Source organism: Isoptericola sp. NPDC057391 (assembly GCF_042668085.1).
Classification (GTDB): domain Bacteria; phylum Actinomycetota; class Actinomycetes; order Actinomycetales; family Cellulomonadaceae; genus Isoptericola.
The window spans coordinates 1-14,534 of record NZ_JBHVBO010000106.1 but is presented as its reverse complement, the minus strand read 5'-3'; the positions used below and the strand labels follow the sequence as shown (position 1 = coordinate 14,534).

At 76.1% G+C, this 14,534-nt stretch carries 13 protein-coding genes; 8 read left to right on the top strand and 5 right to left on the bottom strand.

Annotated features, from left to right (window positions below; genetic code table 11):
* Positions 1 to 86 precede the first annotated feature (86 nt).
* From ACFUVW_RS13630 to ACFUVW_RS13620, 3 genes are read right to left on the bottom strand one after another with little or no spacing between them, the layout of a single operon-like run.
* Positions 87 to 2,069 (bottom strand): hypothetical protein, encoded by a 1,983-nt coding sequence (locus ACFUVW_RS13630; protein ID WP_430571872.1) that lies wholly within the window; start codon positions 2,067 to 2,069, stop codon positions 87 to 89.
* On the bottom strand, positions 2,066 to 4,024 hold the full coding sequence (locus tag ACFUVW_RS13625; RefSeq protein ID WP_430571871.1) for an HSP90 family protein: 1,959 nt from the start codon (positions 4,022 to 4,024) through the stop codon (positions 2,066 to 2,068). Before ACFUVW_RS13625 ends, ACFUVW_RS13630 begins: the two co-directional genes overlap by 4 nt.
* Positions 4,021 to 4,536, bottom strand: coding sequence for a YbjN domain-containing protein (locus tag ACFUVW_RS13620; protein ID WP_430571870.1), 516 nt, complete (start codon positions 4,534 to 4,536; stop codon positions 4,021 to 4,023). The genes ACFUVW_RS13625 and ACFUVW_RS13620 overlap by 4 nt, the downstream gene beginning before the upstream one ends.
* Before the next feature lie 156 nt (positions 4,537 to 4,692).
* Here ACFUVW_RS13620 and miaA point away from each other — a divergent pair, with 156 nt between their 5' ends.
* Both miaA and dapF read left to right on the top strand, forming a co-directional pair.
* Positions 4,693 to 5,748 carry a tRNA (adenosine(37)-N6)-dimethylallyltransferase MiaA gene (gene miaA / locus ACFUVW_RS13615; protein WP_430571869.1) on the top strand — a complete coding sequence of 352 codons (1,056 nt, stop codon included), beginning with the start codon at positions 4,693 to 4,695 and terminating at the stop codon, positions 5,746 to 5,748.
* Complete coding sequence (dapF, locus tag ACFUVW_RS13610; protein WP_430571868.1) at positions 5,745 to 6,680, top strand: diaminopimelate epimerase; 936 nt, start codon at positions 5,745 to 5,747, stop codon at positions 6,678 to 6,680. The genes miaA and dapF overlap by 4 nt, the downstream gene beginning before the upstream one ends.
* Before the next feature lie 21 nt (positions 6,681 to 6,701).
* Here dapF and ACFUVW_RS13605 read toward each other — a convergent pair whose 3' ends face one another.
* The gene (locus ACFUVW_RS13605) at positions 6,702 to 7,304 is read right to left on the bottom strand and encodes a class I SAM-dependent methyltransferase (RefSeq protein ID WP_430571867.1); all 603 of its coding nucleotides are present in this window, start codon (positions 7,302 to 7,304) and stop codon (positions 6,702 to 6,704) included.
* 180 nt (positions 7,305 to 7,484) lie between these two features.
* On the opposite strand from ACFUVW_RS13605, the gene hflX reads away from it, so the two are divergent.
* From hflX to ACFUVW_RS13590, 3 genes are all read left to right on the top strand, one after another.
* A complete protein-coding gene (hflX, locus tag ACFUVW_RS13600) occupies positions 7,485 to 9,059 on the top strand; it encodes a GTPase HflX (protein ID WP_430571866.1) in 1,575 nt (524 codons plus the stop codon).
* 64 nt (positions 9,060 to 9,123) lie between these two features.
* Positions 9,124 to 11,193 (top strand): ATP-dependent DNA helicase, encoded by a 2,070-nt coding sequence (locus tag ACFUVW_RS13595; protein WP_430571865.1) that lies wholly within the window; start codon positions 9,124 to 9,126, stop codon positions 11,191 to 11,193.
* A 9-nt stretch (positions 11,194 to 11,202) separates the two neighbouring features.
* The gene (locus tag ACFUVW_RS13590; protein ID WP_430571864.1) at positions 11,203 to 12,162 is read left to right on the top strand and encodes an L-lactate dehydrogenase; all 960 of its coding nucleotides are present in this window, start codon (positions 11,203 to 11,205) and stop codon (positions 12,160 to 12,162) included.
* Between the two features lie 39 nt (positions 12,163 to 12,201).
* Here the strand turns inward: ACFUVW_RS13590 and lexA are convergent, their stop codons facing one another.
* Positions 12,202 to 13,035, bottom strand: a complete 834-nt coding sequence (gene lexA / locus ACFUVW_RS13585) for a transcriptional repressor LexA (RefSeq protein ID WP_430571863.1) — start codon at positions 13,033 to 13,035, stop codon at positions 12,202 to 12,204.
* Positions 13,036 to 13,267: 232 nt separating this feature from the next.
* Here lexA and ACFUVW_RS13580 point away from each other — a divergent pair, with 232 nt between their 5' ends.
* The 3 genes from ACFUVW_RS13580 to ACFUVW_RS13570 all read left to right on the top strand — a co-directional run bounded on the left by ACFUVW_RS13580 (position 13,268) and on the right by ACFUVW_RS13570 (position 14,498).
* Positions 13,268 to 13,606, top strand: a complete 339-nt coding sequence (locus ACFUVW_RS13580; protein ID WP_430571862.1) for a LysM peptidoglycan-binding domain-containing protein — start codon at positions 13,268 to 13,270, stop codon at positions 13,604 to 13,606.
* A 101-nt stretch (positions 13,607 to 13,707) separates the two neighbouring features.
* The gene (nrdR, locus tag ACFUVW_RS13575) at positions 13,708 to 14,190 is read left to right on the top strand and encodes a transcriptional regulator NrdR (RefSeq protein WP_430571861.1); all 483 of its coding nucleotides are present in this window, start codon (positions 13,708 to 13,710) and stop codon (positions 14,188 to 14,190) included.
* 89 nt (positions 14,191 to 14,279) lie between these two features.
* Entirely contained in the window at positions 14,280 to 14,498 is a 219-nt protein-coding gene (locus tag ACFUVW_RS13570) for a DUF5302 domain-containing protein (protein ID WP_430571860.1), read from the top strand.
* Positions 14,499 to 14,534 lie beyond the last annotated feature (36 nt).

Here is a 14,534-nt window from a genome sequence, read left to right as displayed (position 1 = left end):
GTACCGGGTCGCCGAGGGGAGCGCCGGCTGACCTGCCGGCCGGCCCGACGGCCGGCAGGTCGCCCCGCAGCGGTCGAGCCCGCGCGTCAGGGCACGAGCGACGCGGCGACGGCGTCCGCCTCCTCGGCGCGGCCCAGGCCCCGGAGCGTCCCGACCAGCTCGTCGGCGACGGTGGTCAGGTCCGCCCGCGCGCCCACCGCCGCGAGACCCTCCAGCGCGGCCCGCAGCGGGTCGACCGCCGCGGCGTCGTCCCCCGCGGCCCGGAGCGCGCTGCCCGCCAGCCAGAAGGCGTGCGCGGCGTCGAAGGGCAGGCCGGCACGACCGAGCTCCTCGGCCACCGCCTCCGCCTGGCGCGCCCCCTCGGCGTGCTGCCCGGCGGTCGCGAGGAGGCGGGCGCGCACGTCGCGCAGCTGGAGCTCCTCGGCGGCGACGAACGCGGCGCGCCGTGCGGCGAGCTCCTCCGACAGCTCGGGGGTCGGCGCTGCGGGCGCGCCGTCGGCGGGGCGCGCGACGTCGCCGAGCACCCGCTCGACGGCGGCGAGGGCGGCGTCGACGTCGCCGACGCGAGCCTGGGCCGCGGCGGCGGCCCGGACGACGGGGCCGACGTGGGCGGGATCGGTCGACGCCGCCCGCAGCAGGCCGACGGCCTGCACGAACGCGGGCACCGCGCCCTCGTCGTCGCCCAGGGTCGCGGCCACCTGCGCGGCCTCCGCCAGGGCGAAGCCCGCGTCCTCGAGACGGCCGGCCTCCTCGGCCAGGCGGGCGGCGGTCAGGTAGGCCGCGGACGCCTCGACGGGGTCCGGCTCGAGCTCCGCGCGAGCGAGGGCGGCGGCGACCGGGTCGGCACCGGGGCCCGGGGCCGTCACGCCGGCGAGGTCGACGCCCGCGGGGGAGCCGGCGTCGGCGCCCGCGAGCGACGTGGGCGTCGCCTCGGGCAGCGTGTCGGGAGCGGTGGCGGCACGCTCGGCGGCGGCGAGCACGCCGAGCTCGACGGGCAGCCGCCGGGCCTGGCGCGCCCACGCGGCGTCGAGGAGGCGCGCGTGCCGGTCGGTGCCGTGCCGGGCGTCGAAGGCGCGGGCGATCGGCGCGATCTCGGCGCGCGCCCACGCGTCGAGCTCGGCGACCGTGCGCGCCGGGACGCCGGGGAGCTCGACGGGGGTGTCGGCGTGCGTCTCGCGCAGCACCCCGGTGCCGACCGCCACGTGGGTGAGCACGGCGAGCCGCTCGCCCGGCGAGTCGGACACCGTGAGGTGCTCGGGGTACGCGTGCAGGAGCCGCAGGGCGCGCTCCGGGTGCCCGGCGCGGGCGAGGAACTCCACGTGGCGGGCCGCGGCGATCTCCTTCGAGACCGCGGCGTCGAGGTGGCTGATCGCGCTGCGGTGCACCGCGGCGGCGCCCGCGGCGTCCCCCAGGTCCAGCAGGAGCAGCTCCAGCAGCGACTCCATCCCCGCGGGCTCGTCGCCGCAGGTGGCGCCCGACGCGACCGCGGCGGCCACGACGTCGGCAGCCTCGCGGACGCGCCCGGTCTCCGCGAGGTACTCCGCCTGGCCGGCGGGCATGCAGGCGGCGCAGTCGGAGAAGGAGTCCCGCGGCGTCGTGATCCACGTGCGGTACGCCTCCTCGGTACCGGGGGCGCCCTGGGCGCGGAGCCAGGCGAACCGCTCGCCGGCCACCGCGCTGGTCCCGTTCCCGGCGAGCGCGTACCGGCGCTCCATGTCGTCGAGCGTGGCGTCGAGCTGCGCGGTCGGGACGGACGGGAAACGGGCGAGCAGGCCCACCATCCACTTGAACGACCAGAACAGCGAGTGGGTGTCGCTGCCGTCGAACAGCTCGGGGTGCTCGTCCCACCAGCGCAGCAGCTGCGTGAACGGCAGGAACGCCTTCTCCGCCTCGGGCGTCGAGGTGTAGGAGTCCACCAGCGCGAACAGGGCGTAGGCGCGCGCCTCGTCCGGGCCTTCCGCGGTGATGCGGGCGGCCTCCTGCTCCGCGGCGGCGCTGCGCGCGACGCCGTACGGCATGCTCATGATGGTGGAGACGGCGCGGTTCGCCTCGTCCAGGGTGCGGGTCATCGGGCGTCGTCCTCGGTCTCGGTGGTGCGGGTCTCGGTAGTGCGGGGCTCGGCGGTACGGGTCTCGGTGGGACGGGGCTCGGGCAGGGCGCGCTCGAGCAGCGTGCGCAGGGCGTCGTCCAGCAGCCCCGCCTCGGCGCCGGCCAGCGGCCGGCCGGAGGCGAGCAGCGCGGTGACGTACAGCGAGCGGGCGCCCGCGGCGCGCACGGGGGCGTCGCCGGCCGCGAGCAGCGCGCGGACCGTCGGGTTGGCGTCGTTCAGCACGAGCCGGCGGGCGCGCACCGGGCCGGTGAGGCCGGCGAGCACGGCGCCCCACACGTCCGTGACGTCGCCGACGGGGGCGGCGGCCGCGCGGGCCTGGCGGGCGTGCTCCCCGTCCCGGTCGGTGAGCAGCATGGCGGGCACCTCGGACGGCGAGAAGACGCGCAGCTGGACGTCGCAGTCCTGGTCGGCGAGGTCGTCGCCGAGGGCGGCGAGCGCGTCGGTCACCTCGAGCTCGCGCAGCGGCTCCACCTCGCCCAGCACGGCCTCGAGGTCGCCCGGCGCCACGGGCGCGAGGCGCCACCGCGGCCGCCGCCGGGCGACACGCGCGAGCAGGTCGGCGTCGTAGACGTATCCCGCGTTGAGCACCGGCAGACCCTGGGCCGCCGCGACCGCGGCCACCCGGCGGTACTCCTCGACGCTGGTGGTCCACAGCACCCGGGCGGGCGCCTCGCCCTCGGCAGGCTCGGCCAGGTCGGCGAGGGTGCGCGTGCCGACGGTGGTCTCGAACGGCAGCACGCGGGCGGCCAGGTCGAGCATGGCGTCGTCCTGCACCGCCAGCGCGCGGACGGCGAGGTGGTGCGTGGACAGGAACGACCGCGCCAGCGGCGACGGCTCCGCCAGGGTGTCGAGCGTCCAGGCGCGGACCTGCTCGCCCAGCGCCTCGCGGGTGGCGAAGAGGACGTCGTCCTCGAACAGCCCCTCGCGCGACGCGGTGGGGCGCAGGGCGGACGCGTCGACGACGCACCGCACGAAGAACGCCCACTCGGGAAGGAGGCTCTCGACGCCCGTGCCGAGCAGCATGCGCTTGAGCGACACCCTGTGGTGCGCCGCCGTCGTGGGCGCGACGGCGGCAGGGAGCACGAACGCGACCCCGGTGAGCCCGGCGACCGGCAGGTCGAGGTCGATGTGGGCCAGCGGCGTGAAGCCCAGCGTGCGCTCGCAGTACGCCGCCAGGGCCCGCGCACGCTCGGCGTCGTCCGCGTGGGGCGCACGCCAGGGCAGCTCGCCGCCGCTGAGGCGGCGCCGCACCGTGCCGCCGTCGTCCAGGCGCACCTCGACCGACACGTCCACGGGCAGCAGCCCGCCGAAGTCGGCGGCGAGCGCGGCCACGGTGTCGGGCTCGAGCCAGTGCTCGGCGTCGCGCAGGGGGCGCAGGCGCACGACGCTCCCGGCACCCTCGGGGGCCGAGGGGTCGGCCGGGTCGAGCTCCGTGAGCTCGTACCGGCCGTCGGCGTACCCGCGCCACCGCACGGGAGCCGCCTCGGGGTCGCGCGCCGAGCGGGACACGAGGTCGATCTCGTCCGCGACCATGAACGCCGACAGCAGGCCGATCCCGAACTGGCCCAGGAACTCCTCCCGCCCGCCCCCGAACCCGGGGCCGAGCGGGTCGGCCGGGTCCGCCGGGCCGGCGTCGCGCTTCGAGCTGCGGCCGATGGTGGCCAGCAGGTCGCGGGCCTCGCCGGCGGTGAGGCCGACGCCCGTGTCATGCACCTCGAGGCCGCCGTCGTCCAGGGGACGCAGCAGCACGCGCGCGGGCGCGCCGGCGTCCAGGGCGCGGCGGGCGGTGATCGCGTCCACGCCGTTCTGCAGCAGCTCGCGCAGGTAGACGCGGGGGCTGGAGTACAGGTGCCGGCTGAGCAGCTCGACCAGGCCGCGCAGGTCGACCTGGAAGGCGTCGGAGCCGCTGGTCACCGCGCGTCGCCCGCCGCGGACCGCGCGGCGTCGTCGGCCGCCCCCTGCGGGCCGTCGGCCGCCGGGTAGCGCTCGTCCAGCATCTCGAAGAAGGACAGGCCCGTCGCGAGGCCGCAGTCGACGATCCGCTCGAGCTGCTCGTCGTTGACGCCGCTGCGCAGGTCGGTGGCGACCTCGGCGTACACCACGACGGCCGAGCCGTCGTCCTCCGGGCGGGCGAAGACCTTGGGCCAGATGCGCCCGACGTTCCACTCGTTGAGCAGGGCGGTCAGGGCCCCCAGCTCCGTCGTCGGCAGCGTGCGGCTCCAGCGGCCGCGGATCTGCAGGATCGCCTGCGGCTCGCCGACCAGCAGGAAGTAGAACGTGTTGTCGTCCCAGACCCCGCCCAGGTCACCGTCGTCGTCGATCCCGAAGTACCACTCGCGGCGCGTCATCAGCGCCTCGAGCCGGTCCCGGGTGAGGGGGGCGGGGGCGGCGGCGGCCGCGGCGGTGGGCTTGGTGAAGAAGGCCATGAGTCCTCGTCCTGTGCGGGGCCCGGCGCACACGTCGTTGCGCCAGGCAGCGTTGGGTGGCGGACGACACCCTAGCCAGGGTGGGCGCCTCCCGGTCACAGGTCGCACCTGGTCGTCGCCGGTCTCACCCGGTCGTCGCCGGGCTAGGGTCGTCGCGTGAGCGCAGCGCCGAACGGCCCGGTGGCACCGGGCGTCCCCGTGGTCGTCGCCGTCGTCGGGCCGACGGCGACGGGCAAGTCCGACCTGGCGCTCGACCTGGCGCAGGCGCTGTCGCCCGGCGGCGACGGCGGCCCCGGCGCCCTGCGGGGGACCGCCGACGCGGAGATCGTCAACGCCGATGCGTTCCAGCTCTACCGCGGCATGGACGTCGGCACCGCGAAGGTGCCCCTCGCCGAGCGGCGAGGGATCGTGCACCACCAGCTCGACGTGCTGGACCCGGTCGAGGACGCGTCCGTGGCGCGTTACCAGAGCGCCGCGCGCGCCGACCTGGACGAGATCGCCGGCCGGGGGGCGCGGGCCGTCGTCGTCGGCGGGTCCGGCCTGTACGTGCGAGCCCTGCTCGACCACATGGACTTCCCCGGCACCGACCCGGCGGTGCGGGCCCGCCTCGAGGAGCGCGCCGAGCACGAGGGACGCCGGGCCCTGCACGACGAGCTCGCCCGGCTCGACCCCGACGCGGCGGCCTCGATCGGCCCGCACAACACGCGGCGGATCGTGCGCGCCCTCGAGGTCATCGAGCTCACCGGCCGTCCGTACACCGCCAACCTGCCCCGCCAGGAGCACGTCCGCCCGGCCGTGCAGATCGGGCTCGACTGCGACCGCGAGGTGCTCGACGCCTGCGTGGCGGGCCGGGTGGAGCGGATGTGGGACGAAGGTCTCGTCGAGGAGGTGCGGTCCCTCGCGTCGCCGGAGCAGGGCGGGACGGGCGCAGGCCTGGGCACGACGGCGGCCCGCGCCGTCGGCTACGCCGAGCTCCTCGCGTGCTGGCGCGGGGAGCTCACCCTCGACGGCGCGCGCGAGGCGATCGTCGCGAACACCCGCCGGCTGGCGCGCAAGCAGATGGGCTGGTTCGGGCGGGACCCGCGCGTGCGCTGGCTCGACGCCGGCTCGACCGACCTGGTCGGCGAGGCGCTCGCGGTGGTGCGCGCCGCCGACGCCGGGCGCCTGCCCGAGCCCGGGACGGCGCCCGTGCGCCGTACTCTGGGCTCATGACGCTGCGCTTCACCAAGGGTCACGGCACCCAGAACGACTTCGTGCTGCTGGCCGACACCCGAGGGGACCTCGAGCTCACCCCGGACCAGGTGCGGCGGCTGGCCGACCGCCGCGCCGGGATCGGCGGCGACGGCGTCATCCGGCTCGCGCCCACCGCGGCCGTCGCCCGCGCCGGCGAGGCGGTGGCCGACCGCGTGCTCGCCGAGGAGCCCGCGGCGATCTGGTTCATGGACTACCGCAACGCCGACGGCTCCGTCGCCCAGATGTGCGGCAACGGCGTGCGCGTCTTCACGGCCTTCGCCGAGCAGCTCGGGCTCGCGGACCTCGACGCCGGGCAGGAGCTCGCGCTCGGCACCCGCGCCGGCGTGCGCCGGGTCCGCAAGGAGCCGGGCGGCTGGTACGCGGTGGACATGGGCCCCTGGGCGCTGCCCGGCGGGGACGCCGCCGCGTCGCGCGGCGCGGACGCCGCCGTCCTCGTGCGGGGCTGGGACACCCCCCGCCCGGCGCTGAGCGTCGACCTGGGCAACCCGCACACCGTCGTCGCCCTCGCGCGGCCGTCCGAGCTCGCCGAGGCCGACCTGACCCGGGCGCCCGAGGTCGACCCGCTGCCCCCCGAGGGCACGAACGTCGAGCTCGTCGTGCCGCTCGCCGAGACGGTGGACCCCGACGGGCGGTCGGTCGGGCACGTGCGGATGCGCGTGCACGAGCGCGGCGTGGGGGAGACGCAGTCCTGCGGCACGGGGGCGTGCGCCGCGGCGCTCGCGGTACGCACGTGGGCCGCGGCGGGGGCCGACGGCGCCGTGCCGGACGTGTGGGAGGTGGAGGTCCCCGGCGGGCTGGTCCGCGTCCGGCTGCTCGAGGGCGGCCACGTGGAGCTCGCCGGCCCGGCGGAGCTGGTGTTCAGCGGGGAGACGGAGCTCGCGGAGCTCTGACCCCGCTCGGCAGGACCGGCGTCAGTCGACCCGGAGCACGCGGAAGCCCTTGGACGACGCCGTGCGCTCGACGCCGCGGCCCAGCTCGGCCTCGATCCAGCGCGCCAGCGAGTCCGAGCCCAGGTTCTTCTGCACCACGAGCCACGCCTCGGCGTCCGCGGCCAGCCGGGGGAGCCAGGCGCGCAGCAGGTCGTGCAGCACGGCCTTGCCGACCCGGATCGGCGGGTTCGACCAGATGGCGGCGAACCGCACGTCGTCCGGCACCTCCCCGGCGCGCACGGCGCGCACGTTCTCCAGGCCGAGGCGCTCCGCCGTCGAGCGGAGCAGGTCGAGCGCCCGCTCGTTGACGTCCACGGCCCACACGGTGGCGCCGGGGGAGGCGAGCGCCATCGAGAGCGCGATCGGCCCCCAGCCGCAGCCGAGGTCGAGCAGGTCGCCGGCGGCGGGCGGGGCAGGCACCTCGCGCAGCAGCACCCGCGTCCCCTTGTCGACGCCGCCGGGGGAGAAGACGCCGGAGGCGACGTCCACCTCGACCTCCCGGCCGGCGAGCTCGACGACGGCGCGACGGCGCTCGGCGGCCGAGGCCGGCTGCGCGGAGAAGTAGTGGTCGGGCTGCTCGCTCACCCCGCGATCCTAGGTCGCCCGCCGTCCGACGCGGTCGCCGGCCGCTCGACGAGGAGAGCCCGGCGACGACCCGGGGAGGATCCGCCCGGCGAAAATCTCTCCGCCGGGACGATCTGGCGTGGGACCCTTGTTGTACCCCTACGGCGGCCGGACCGCCGATCCCGACCCGAGAGGCACACCTTGACCCACACCCCGACCAACCCCGACACCCCGCAGGCCGACGAGACCGCCGGGGCTCCCGGCGCCGAGACCTCGGTGGACGCGCGCCGCGAGGCCGAGCGCGACGCCCAGGCGATCGCGCAGGACGTCGTGGCCCGGGTGCTCGCGCGGGCCGGGACGGCGCGGTCCGAGGGCGCCACGGTGCACACCGCCCACGACGGCGACCAGCTCGACCTCGAGGAGCGCATCTCGCTGCGGCGCGTCGCCGGGCTCTCCACGGAGCTCGAGGACGTCACCGAGGTCGAGTACCGCCAGCTGCGCCTGGAGCGCGTGGTGCTGGTCGGCCTGTACTCCGGCGGCGAGGCCGCGGCCCGCGAGGCGGAGGTCTCGCTGCGCGAGCTCGCCGCGCTCGCCGAGACCGCAGGCTCGCAGGTCCTCGACGGGCTGCTGCAGCGCCGTCAGAAGCCCGACCCCGGCACCTACCTCGGGTCCGGCAAGGCGGCCGAGCTGGCGGAGGTCGTCGCGTCTGTCGGCGCCGACACCGTCGTCGCCGACACCGAGCTGGCCCCGTCCCAGCGCCGCGCGCTGGAGGACATCGTCAAGGTCAAGGTGGTCGACCGCACCGCCCTGATCCTCGACATCTTCGCCCAGCACGCCAAGTCGCGGGAGGGCAAGGCGCAGGTCGAGCTGGCACAGCTCGAGTACCTGCTGCCGCGCCTGCGCGGCTGGGGCGACTCGATGTCCCGCCAGGCCGGTGGCCAGGTGGGCGGCCAGGGCGCCGGCATGGGCTCCCGCGGACCCGGTGAGACCAAGATCGAGCTGGACCGGCGCCGCATCCGCAACCGGATGGCCAAGCTGCGGCGCGAGATCGCCGCGATGGCGCCGGGGCGCGAGACCAAGCGCCTCGACCGCAAGCGGCACGGCGTGCCGAACGTGGCGATCGCCGGCTATACGAACGCCGGCAAGTCGTCGCTGCTCAACGCGCTCACGGACGCGGGCGTCCTCGTGGAGAACGCCCTGTTCGCCACGCTGGACCCGACCGTGCGCCGGGCCCGCACCGAGGACGGGCGGCCCTACACGTTCACCGACACCGTCGGGTTCGTGCGGCACCTGCCGCACCAGCTCGTCGAGGCGTTCCGGTCCACGCTGGAGGAGGTGGGCGACGCCGCGCTGCTGCTGCACGTCGTCGACGCCTCCCACCCGGACCCCGAGGGCCAGATCGCCGCGGTGCGCGAGGTGCTCGCCGAGATCCCCGGGATCGCGGACGTGCCCGAGGTCGTCGTGCTCAACAAGGCCGACGTCGCCGACCCCGCCGTGGTCGGCCGGGTGCAGCGTCGCGAGCGGCGCAGCGTCGTGGTGTCCGCGCACTCGGGCGAGGGCATGGCGGAGCTGCGGGAGCTGATCGCGGCCGAGCTGCCCCAGCCCCACGTCGAGATCGACCTGGTCGTCCCGTACTCCCGCGGCGACCTGGTGCACCGCGTGCACGAGGCGGGCGGCACGGTCGCCGAGGAGCACCTGGCCGAGGGCACCCGTCTGCGCGGTCGCGTAGACGAGGCGCTCGCGGCCGAGCTCCAGCACGCCGCCGTCGCGGGCTGACGGGCCGGCGGCGGGCTGTGGGAGCCCGCGCCGGACGGTCGGCGGGGCGCCCTAGGATCGACGGGTGACCTCCGCCGACGCCCCCGACGCCCCGCAGCTCCTCGACCTGGCGGTGGGGGCCCTCGGCGGCGGACGGCGGGAGGGCCAGCGGCGCATGGCCGAGGCGGTGGCGGAGGCCGTGGATGACGGCCGGCACCTCCTGGTGCAGGCCGGCACGGGCACGGGCAAGTCGCTCGCCTACCTCGTCCCGGCCGTGCGGCACGCGGTCGTCGACGGCAAGCGGGTCATCGTCTCCACCGCCACCCTTGCCCTGCAGCGCCAGGTGGTCACGCGCGACCTGCCGCTGGTCGCCGAGACCGTGGGGCCCAAGCTGCCCCGTCCCCCCAAGGTCGCCCTGCTCAAGGGCTGGCACAACTACCTGTGCAAGCACAAGGTGACCGGCGGCTACCCGGTCGAGGGCGCGACCCTCTTCGACCTCCCGTCCGACCCGGGCCCCGGGGAGGGTGCGGGCGCCGAGCAGCACCCGGCGCCCTCGAGGCCGGCCGGACCACCCCGGCGGGGCGGGCGTCCCGACGACGCCGCCACGCTCGCCGACCACGTGCGCCGGCTGCACACCTGGGCGGAGGAGACCGACACGGGTGACCGGGACGACCTCGTGCCCGGTGTCCCCGACAAGGCCTGGCGCCAGGTGTCCGTCACGGCCCTGGAGTGCCTGGGGCAGCGGTGCCCGCTCCTCGCCGAGTGCTTCCCCGAGCGGGCGCGTGCGGCGGCACGGGAGGCCGACGTCGTCGTCACCAACCACGCGATGCTCGGCATCGCCGTCTCGGGGAACCCGGGCGTGCTGCCCGAGCACGACGCCGTCGTGGTCGACGAGGCGCACGAGCTCGCCGAGCGCGTGACGGCGGCCGCCACCGTGGATCTCTCCCTCACGGTGGTGGAGCACGCCGCGCGACTCGCGCGGCGGCACGGCGGCACCGAGACCGAGGCGCTCGACGCCGCGTCGCAGCGACTGGGCAGCCTGCTCGCCACGGCGCCCGCGGAGCGGTTCCCGCTCGGCCTCCCCGACGACCTGCGCACCGCGGTGGGCGCCGTGCGCGACGCCGCCCGCGAGCTTCTCACCCGGCTCAAGCCCCAGGGGCCGGGCAAGGGGCAGGAGGCGCCGGACGCCGGCATGAAGATGGCGCAGTCCGCCGTCCTGCAGCTCTTCGAGGTCGCGGAGCGGATGGCGGCCGAGGACACGACGGCGGACGTGCTGTGGTGCTCACGCCCGCCGGAGAACGCGCCGTGGGCGGGCGACGGCGTCACCCGCCTGCACGCCGCTCCGCTGGCGGTGGCCGGGCTGATCCGGACGCACCTGCTGGGCGAGGCGACGGGCGTCTTCACCTCGGCGACGCTCACGCTCGGCGGCACGTTCGACCCGGTGGCGCGGTCGCTCGGCCTTACCGGCTCGGGAGGGTCCCACGAGACCGCGGACTGGGCGGGGCTCGACGTCGGCAGCCCGTTCGACTACCCGCGCCAGGGGATCCTGTACGTCGCACGGCACCTGCCCGCGCCCGGACGGGAGCCGACGACCGACGCCCAGCTGGACGAGATCGCCGGGCTGATCGAGGCCGCCGGGGGCCGGACGCTCGGGCTGTTCTCCTCCCGCCGGGCGGCGCAGGCCGCGGCGGAAGCGATGCGCGAGCGACTGGACGTGCCCGTGCTGTGCCAGGGCGACGACCAGCTCCCGACCCTCGTGCAGGCGTTCGCCGACGACCCGGCGACCTGCCTGTTCGGCACGCTCTCCCTGTGGCAGGGCGTCGACGTGCCGGGGCCGAGCTGCCAGCTGGTGCTCGTGGACCGGATCCCGTTCCCGCGCCCGGACGACCCGGTGAAGGCGGCGCGGGCCCGGTCGGTGGAGCAGGCGGGCGGCAACGGGTTCATGCAGGTCTCGGCCACGCACGCCGCGCTGCTCCTCGCGCAGGGCGCCGGCCGGCTGGTGCGCACGGGTGACGACCGCGGGGTCGTGGCCGTCCTCGACCCCCGCCTGGCGACCGCCCGCTACGGGTCGTTCCTCACCCGGTCCATGCCCGACTTCTGGCCGACCACGGACGGCGAGCTCGTCCGCGCTGCGCTGCGGCGCCTCGACACCTAGCGTGGGGCCGTGGACGAGACACGCAGGACGACCAAGCTCGCGATCGTCGGAGCGGGCGCGGTGGGTTCCACCCTCGCGTACGCGGCGCTGGCCCGGGGCGCGGCCCGGTCCGTCGCCCTCCTGGACGTCAACCGCGCGAAGGTCGAGGCCGAGGTGCTCGACCTGCGCCACGGGGGCATGTTCATCCCGCAGGCCGAGATCGACGGCTCGGACGACGTGGAGGTCTGCCGTGGCGCCGATATCGTCGCGGTGACGGCGGGGGCCAAGCAGAAGCCCGGGCAGAGCCGCCTCGACCTGGCCGAGGCGACGGTCGGCCTCACGCGGTCCATCCTGCCGGGCCTGCTCGAGGTCGCCCCGGACGCGGTGTTCCTCATGGTCACCAACCCGGTCGACGTCGTCACGTACGCCGCACAGGAGATCAGCGGCCTGCCGCGGGGCCGGGTGTTCGGCAGCGGGACCGTGCTCGACTCGTCCCGGCTGCGCGACGCGCTGGCCCGCCACTGCGGGGTGGCGGTCGGGAACGTCCACGCGAACATCGCGGGCGAGCACGGCGACTCGGAGATCGTGCTGTGGAGCTCGGCCACGATCGCCGGCGTGCCCCTCCTGGACTGGCGCCCCTTCCGCGGGCGCCCGCCCCTCGACGAGCCGGCCCGGCGGCGCATCGCCACCGACGTCGTCGAGTCCGCCTACCGCGTCATCGCCGGCAAGGGGGCGACCAACTACGCCGTCGGCCTGGCGGCGACGCGGATCATCGAGGCCGTCCTCAACGACGAGCACCGCGTGATGAACGTGTCCTCCCGCCTCGACGACTTCTACGGGATCAGCGACGTGTGCCTGTCGGTGCCGTCGCTCGTCGGCCGACGCGGCGTGGCGGAGACGATCGACACCCCGTTGTCGAACGACGAGGTCGCCGGGCTCCGGGCGTCGGCCGAGAGCATGCGCGCGGTGCAGCGCCGCCTCGGACTCTGACGTCCCCGCTTCCGACGACTCTGCCCCCGACGCCTCTGCTCAGAGGCTCCGCAGCACCGCGACGACCCGGCCGAGCACCTGCGCCTCGTCGCCCGGGATGGGGGAGTAGGCGGCGTTCTGCGGCAGCAGCCAGATGTGCCCGTCGGCCTGCTTGAACGTCTTCACCGTCGCCTCGCCGTCGATCATCGCGGCGACGACCTCGCCGTTCTCGGCGACGGGCTGGCTGCGCACGACCACCCAGTCGCCGTCGCAGATGGCGGCGTCGACCATCGAGTCGCCCGCGACCTTGAGCAGGAACAGGTCCCGGTCGCCCACGACCTGGCGCGGGAGGGGGAAGACGTCCTCGACGACCTGCTCGGCGAGGATGGGGCCGCCGGCGGCGATCCGGCCGACCAGCGGGACGTACGACGGAGCCTGGGCCGGCTGCGCGTCGGACGCGGCGAGCGACCCCGCCACGTACCCGGGCGCGGCGTCGCCGTCGGCCGCCGTGTCGGTGGCGGGCGCCTCGGGGTCGACGACCTCGATCGCACGCGGCCGGTTGGGGTCGCGGCGCAGGTAGCCCTTGCGCTCGAGGGTGGTGAGCTGGTGCTTGACCGAGGAAGGGCTCGCCAGCCCGACGGCCTCGCCGATCTCCCGCATGGTCGGCGGGTACCCGCGCGCCTCGACGGAGGTGCGGATGGTCTCGAGCACGCGCCGCTGTCGCGGCGTGAGGCGGTCGGACGTCGGCGAGAGCTCGCTCACCGACGCCAGCGCGGTCGTGGAGGACCCTGCCGCCACCGTCGGCGCGGCCGGGTTCTCGGAGGTCTCGTCCTGGGCAGCCCATGACGTCGCCGTCGTCGTGGACGCCGGGGCCTGGTCCCGTCCGCTGGTCATCGCGTTCTCCGTCCTGCAGGGCGCGGCCCGTGGGCGGGCCGATGAAATCCGACAAACCTGCCATCGCGCTGTCGGCCACTCTAAGCCAGTTTCGGCCCGACATCAAACATCTGTTCGATCCGGTCTCGACCGTGTCGCCCCGACGTGGTACACCTAGTACAGCAGTTCGACGTACAGGTGTTCGACGAACGGGTGTTCGACGGAACGGCGCCACGTGGACGGAGGCAGGACGATGCAGAACGCGCGCAGCACCAGCGACGCTCCCGGGTTCCTCGGGCTCGGTGGGCTCCGGCTCACCCGCAGGGGCCGGGTGGTGGTGGCGGCTCTCGTGCTCCTGGTGCTCGTCGGCGCGGGGCTGGTCGGCCAGCGCGCCGTGGCCGAGTCGCCGGGCGCGGGGGTCGAGGTCCGGCTGCAGACGGTGGCGCCCGGCGACACGCTCTGGCAGTACGCGCAGCAGGTGCGCGACACGGGCGAGGACCTGCGCGACGTCGTGGCCGACCTCCGCGACCTCAACGGGCTGACGTCGGCGGAGCTCCAGACCGGACAGGTGGTGGTGCTCCCGCTGGACTGACGGCACGCGCCGCCGGGATCCTGCTTGCGCGGACGGTCGCCCGCCGCTTACCTTGTCGGGCAGCCGGGCGCCGGTCCGGAGCCGAGCGCAGGAGACCAGCGATGCACTGCCCGTTCTGCCGCCACGCGGACTCACGAGTCGTCGACTCGCGCACCTCCGACGACGGCGCGTCCATCCGTCGCCGGCGGCAGTGCCCTGCGTGTCAGCGCCGGTTCACCACCATCGAGACGGCGAGCCTCTCGGTGGCCAAGCGCTCCGGCGTGACCGAGCCGTTCAGCCGCGACAAGGTCGTGGCGGGCGTGCGCAAGGCGTGCCAGGGCCGGCCCGTGAGCTCCGACGACCTCGCGGTCCTCGCGCAGAAGGTCGAGGAGACCCTGCGGGCGTCGGGCAGGCCCGAGATCGAGGCCAACGAGGTCGGGCTGGCGATCCTCGGACCGCTGCGCGAGCTGGACGAGGTCGCCTACCTGCGCTTCGCGAGCGTCTACCAGTCGTTCGAGTCCCTCGAGGACTTCGAGTCGGCGATCACGTCGCTGCGGGCGGAGCGCGACGAGCGCGCGACCGCCGGACAGGGCACGACGGCCTGACGCCCCGACGCCGCCCGGTCCGGGCGAAATGCCCTGGCGCCGGGTAGCCGCCCGGGGCATGCTGGACGGCACCAGGTGCCGCGCGCCGCGTGAGCACACCCACCCCGACCGACGAGGTGACCGCGATGACGACGGACGACTCCAGGGCGAAGCCCAGCGAGGACACGAAGGCGCGCTTCCGGGAGGCGCTGGAGAAGAAGAACGCCGCCAGCCACCCGACCGCCGGGAAGGACGGCAACACCGGCCAGGTGCACGGCTCCGAGACGTCCGGCCCGGTGCAGAAGATGTTCCGTCGCAAGTCGGGCTGAGCGACCGACGGAAGCGCGAAGGGCGGCCCCGGGATC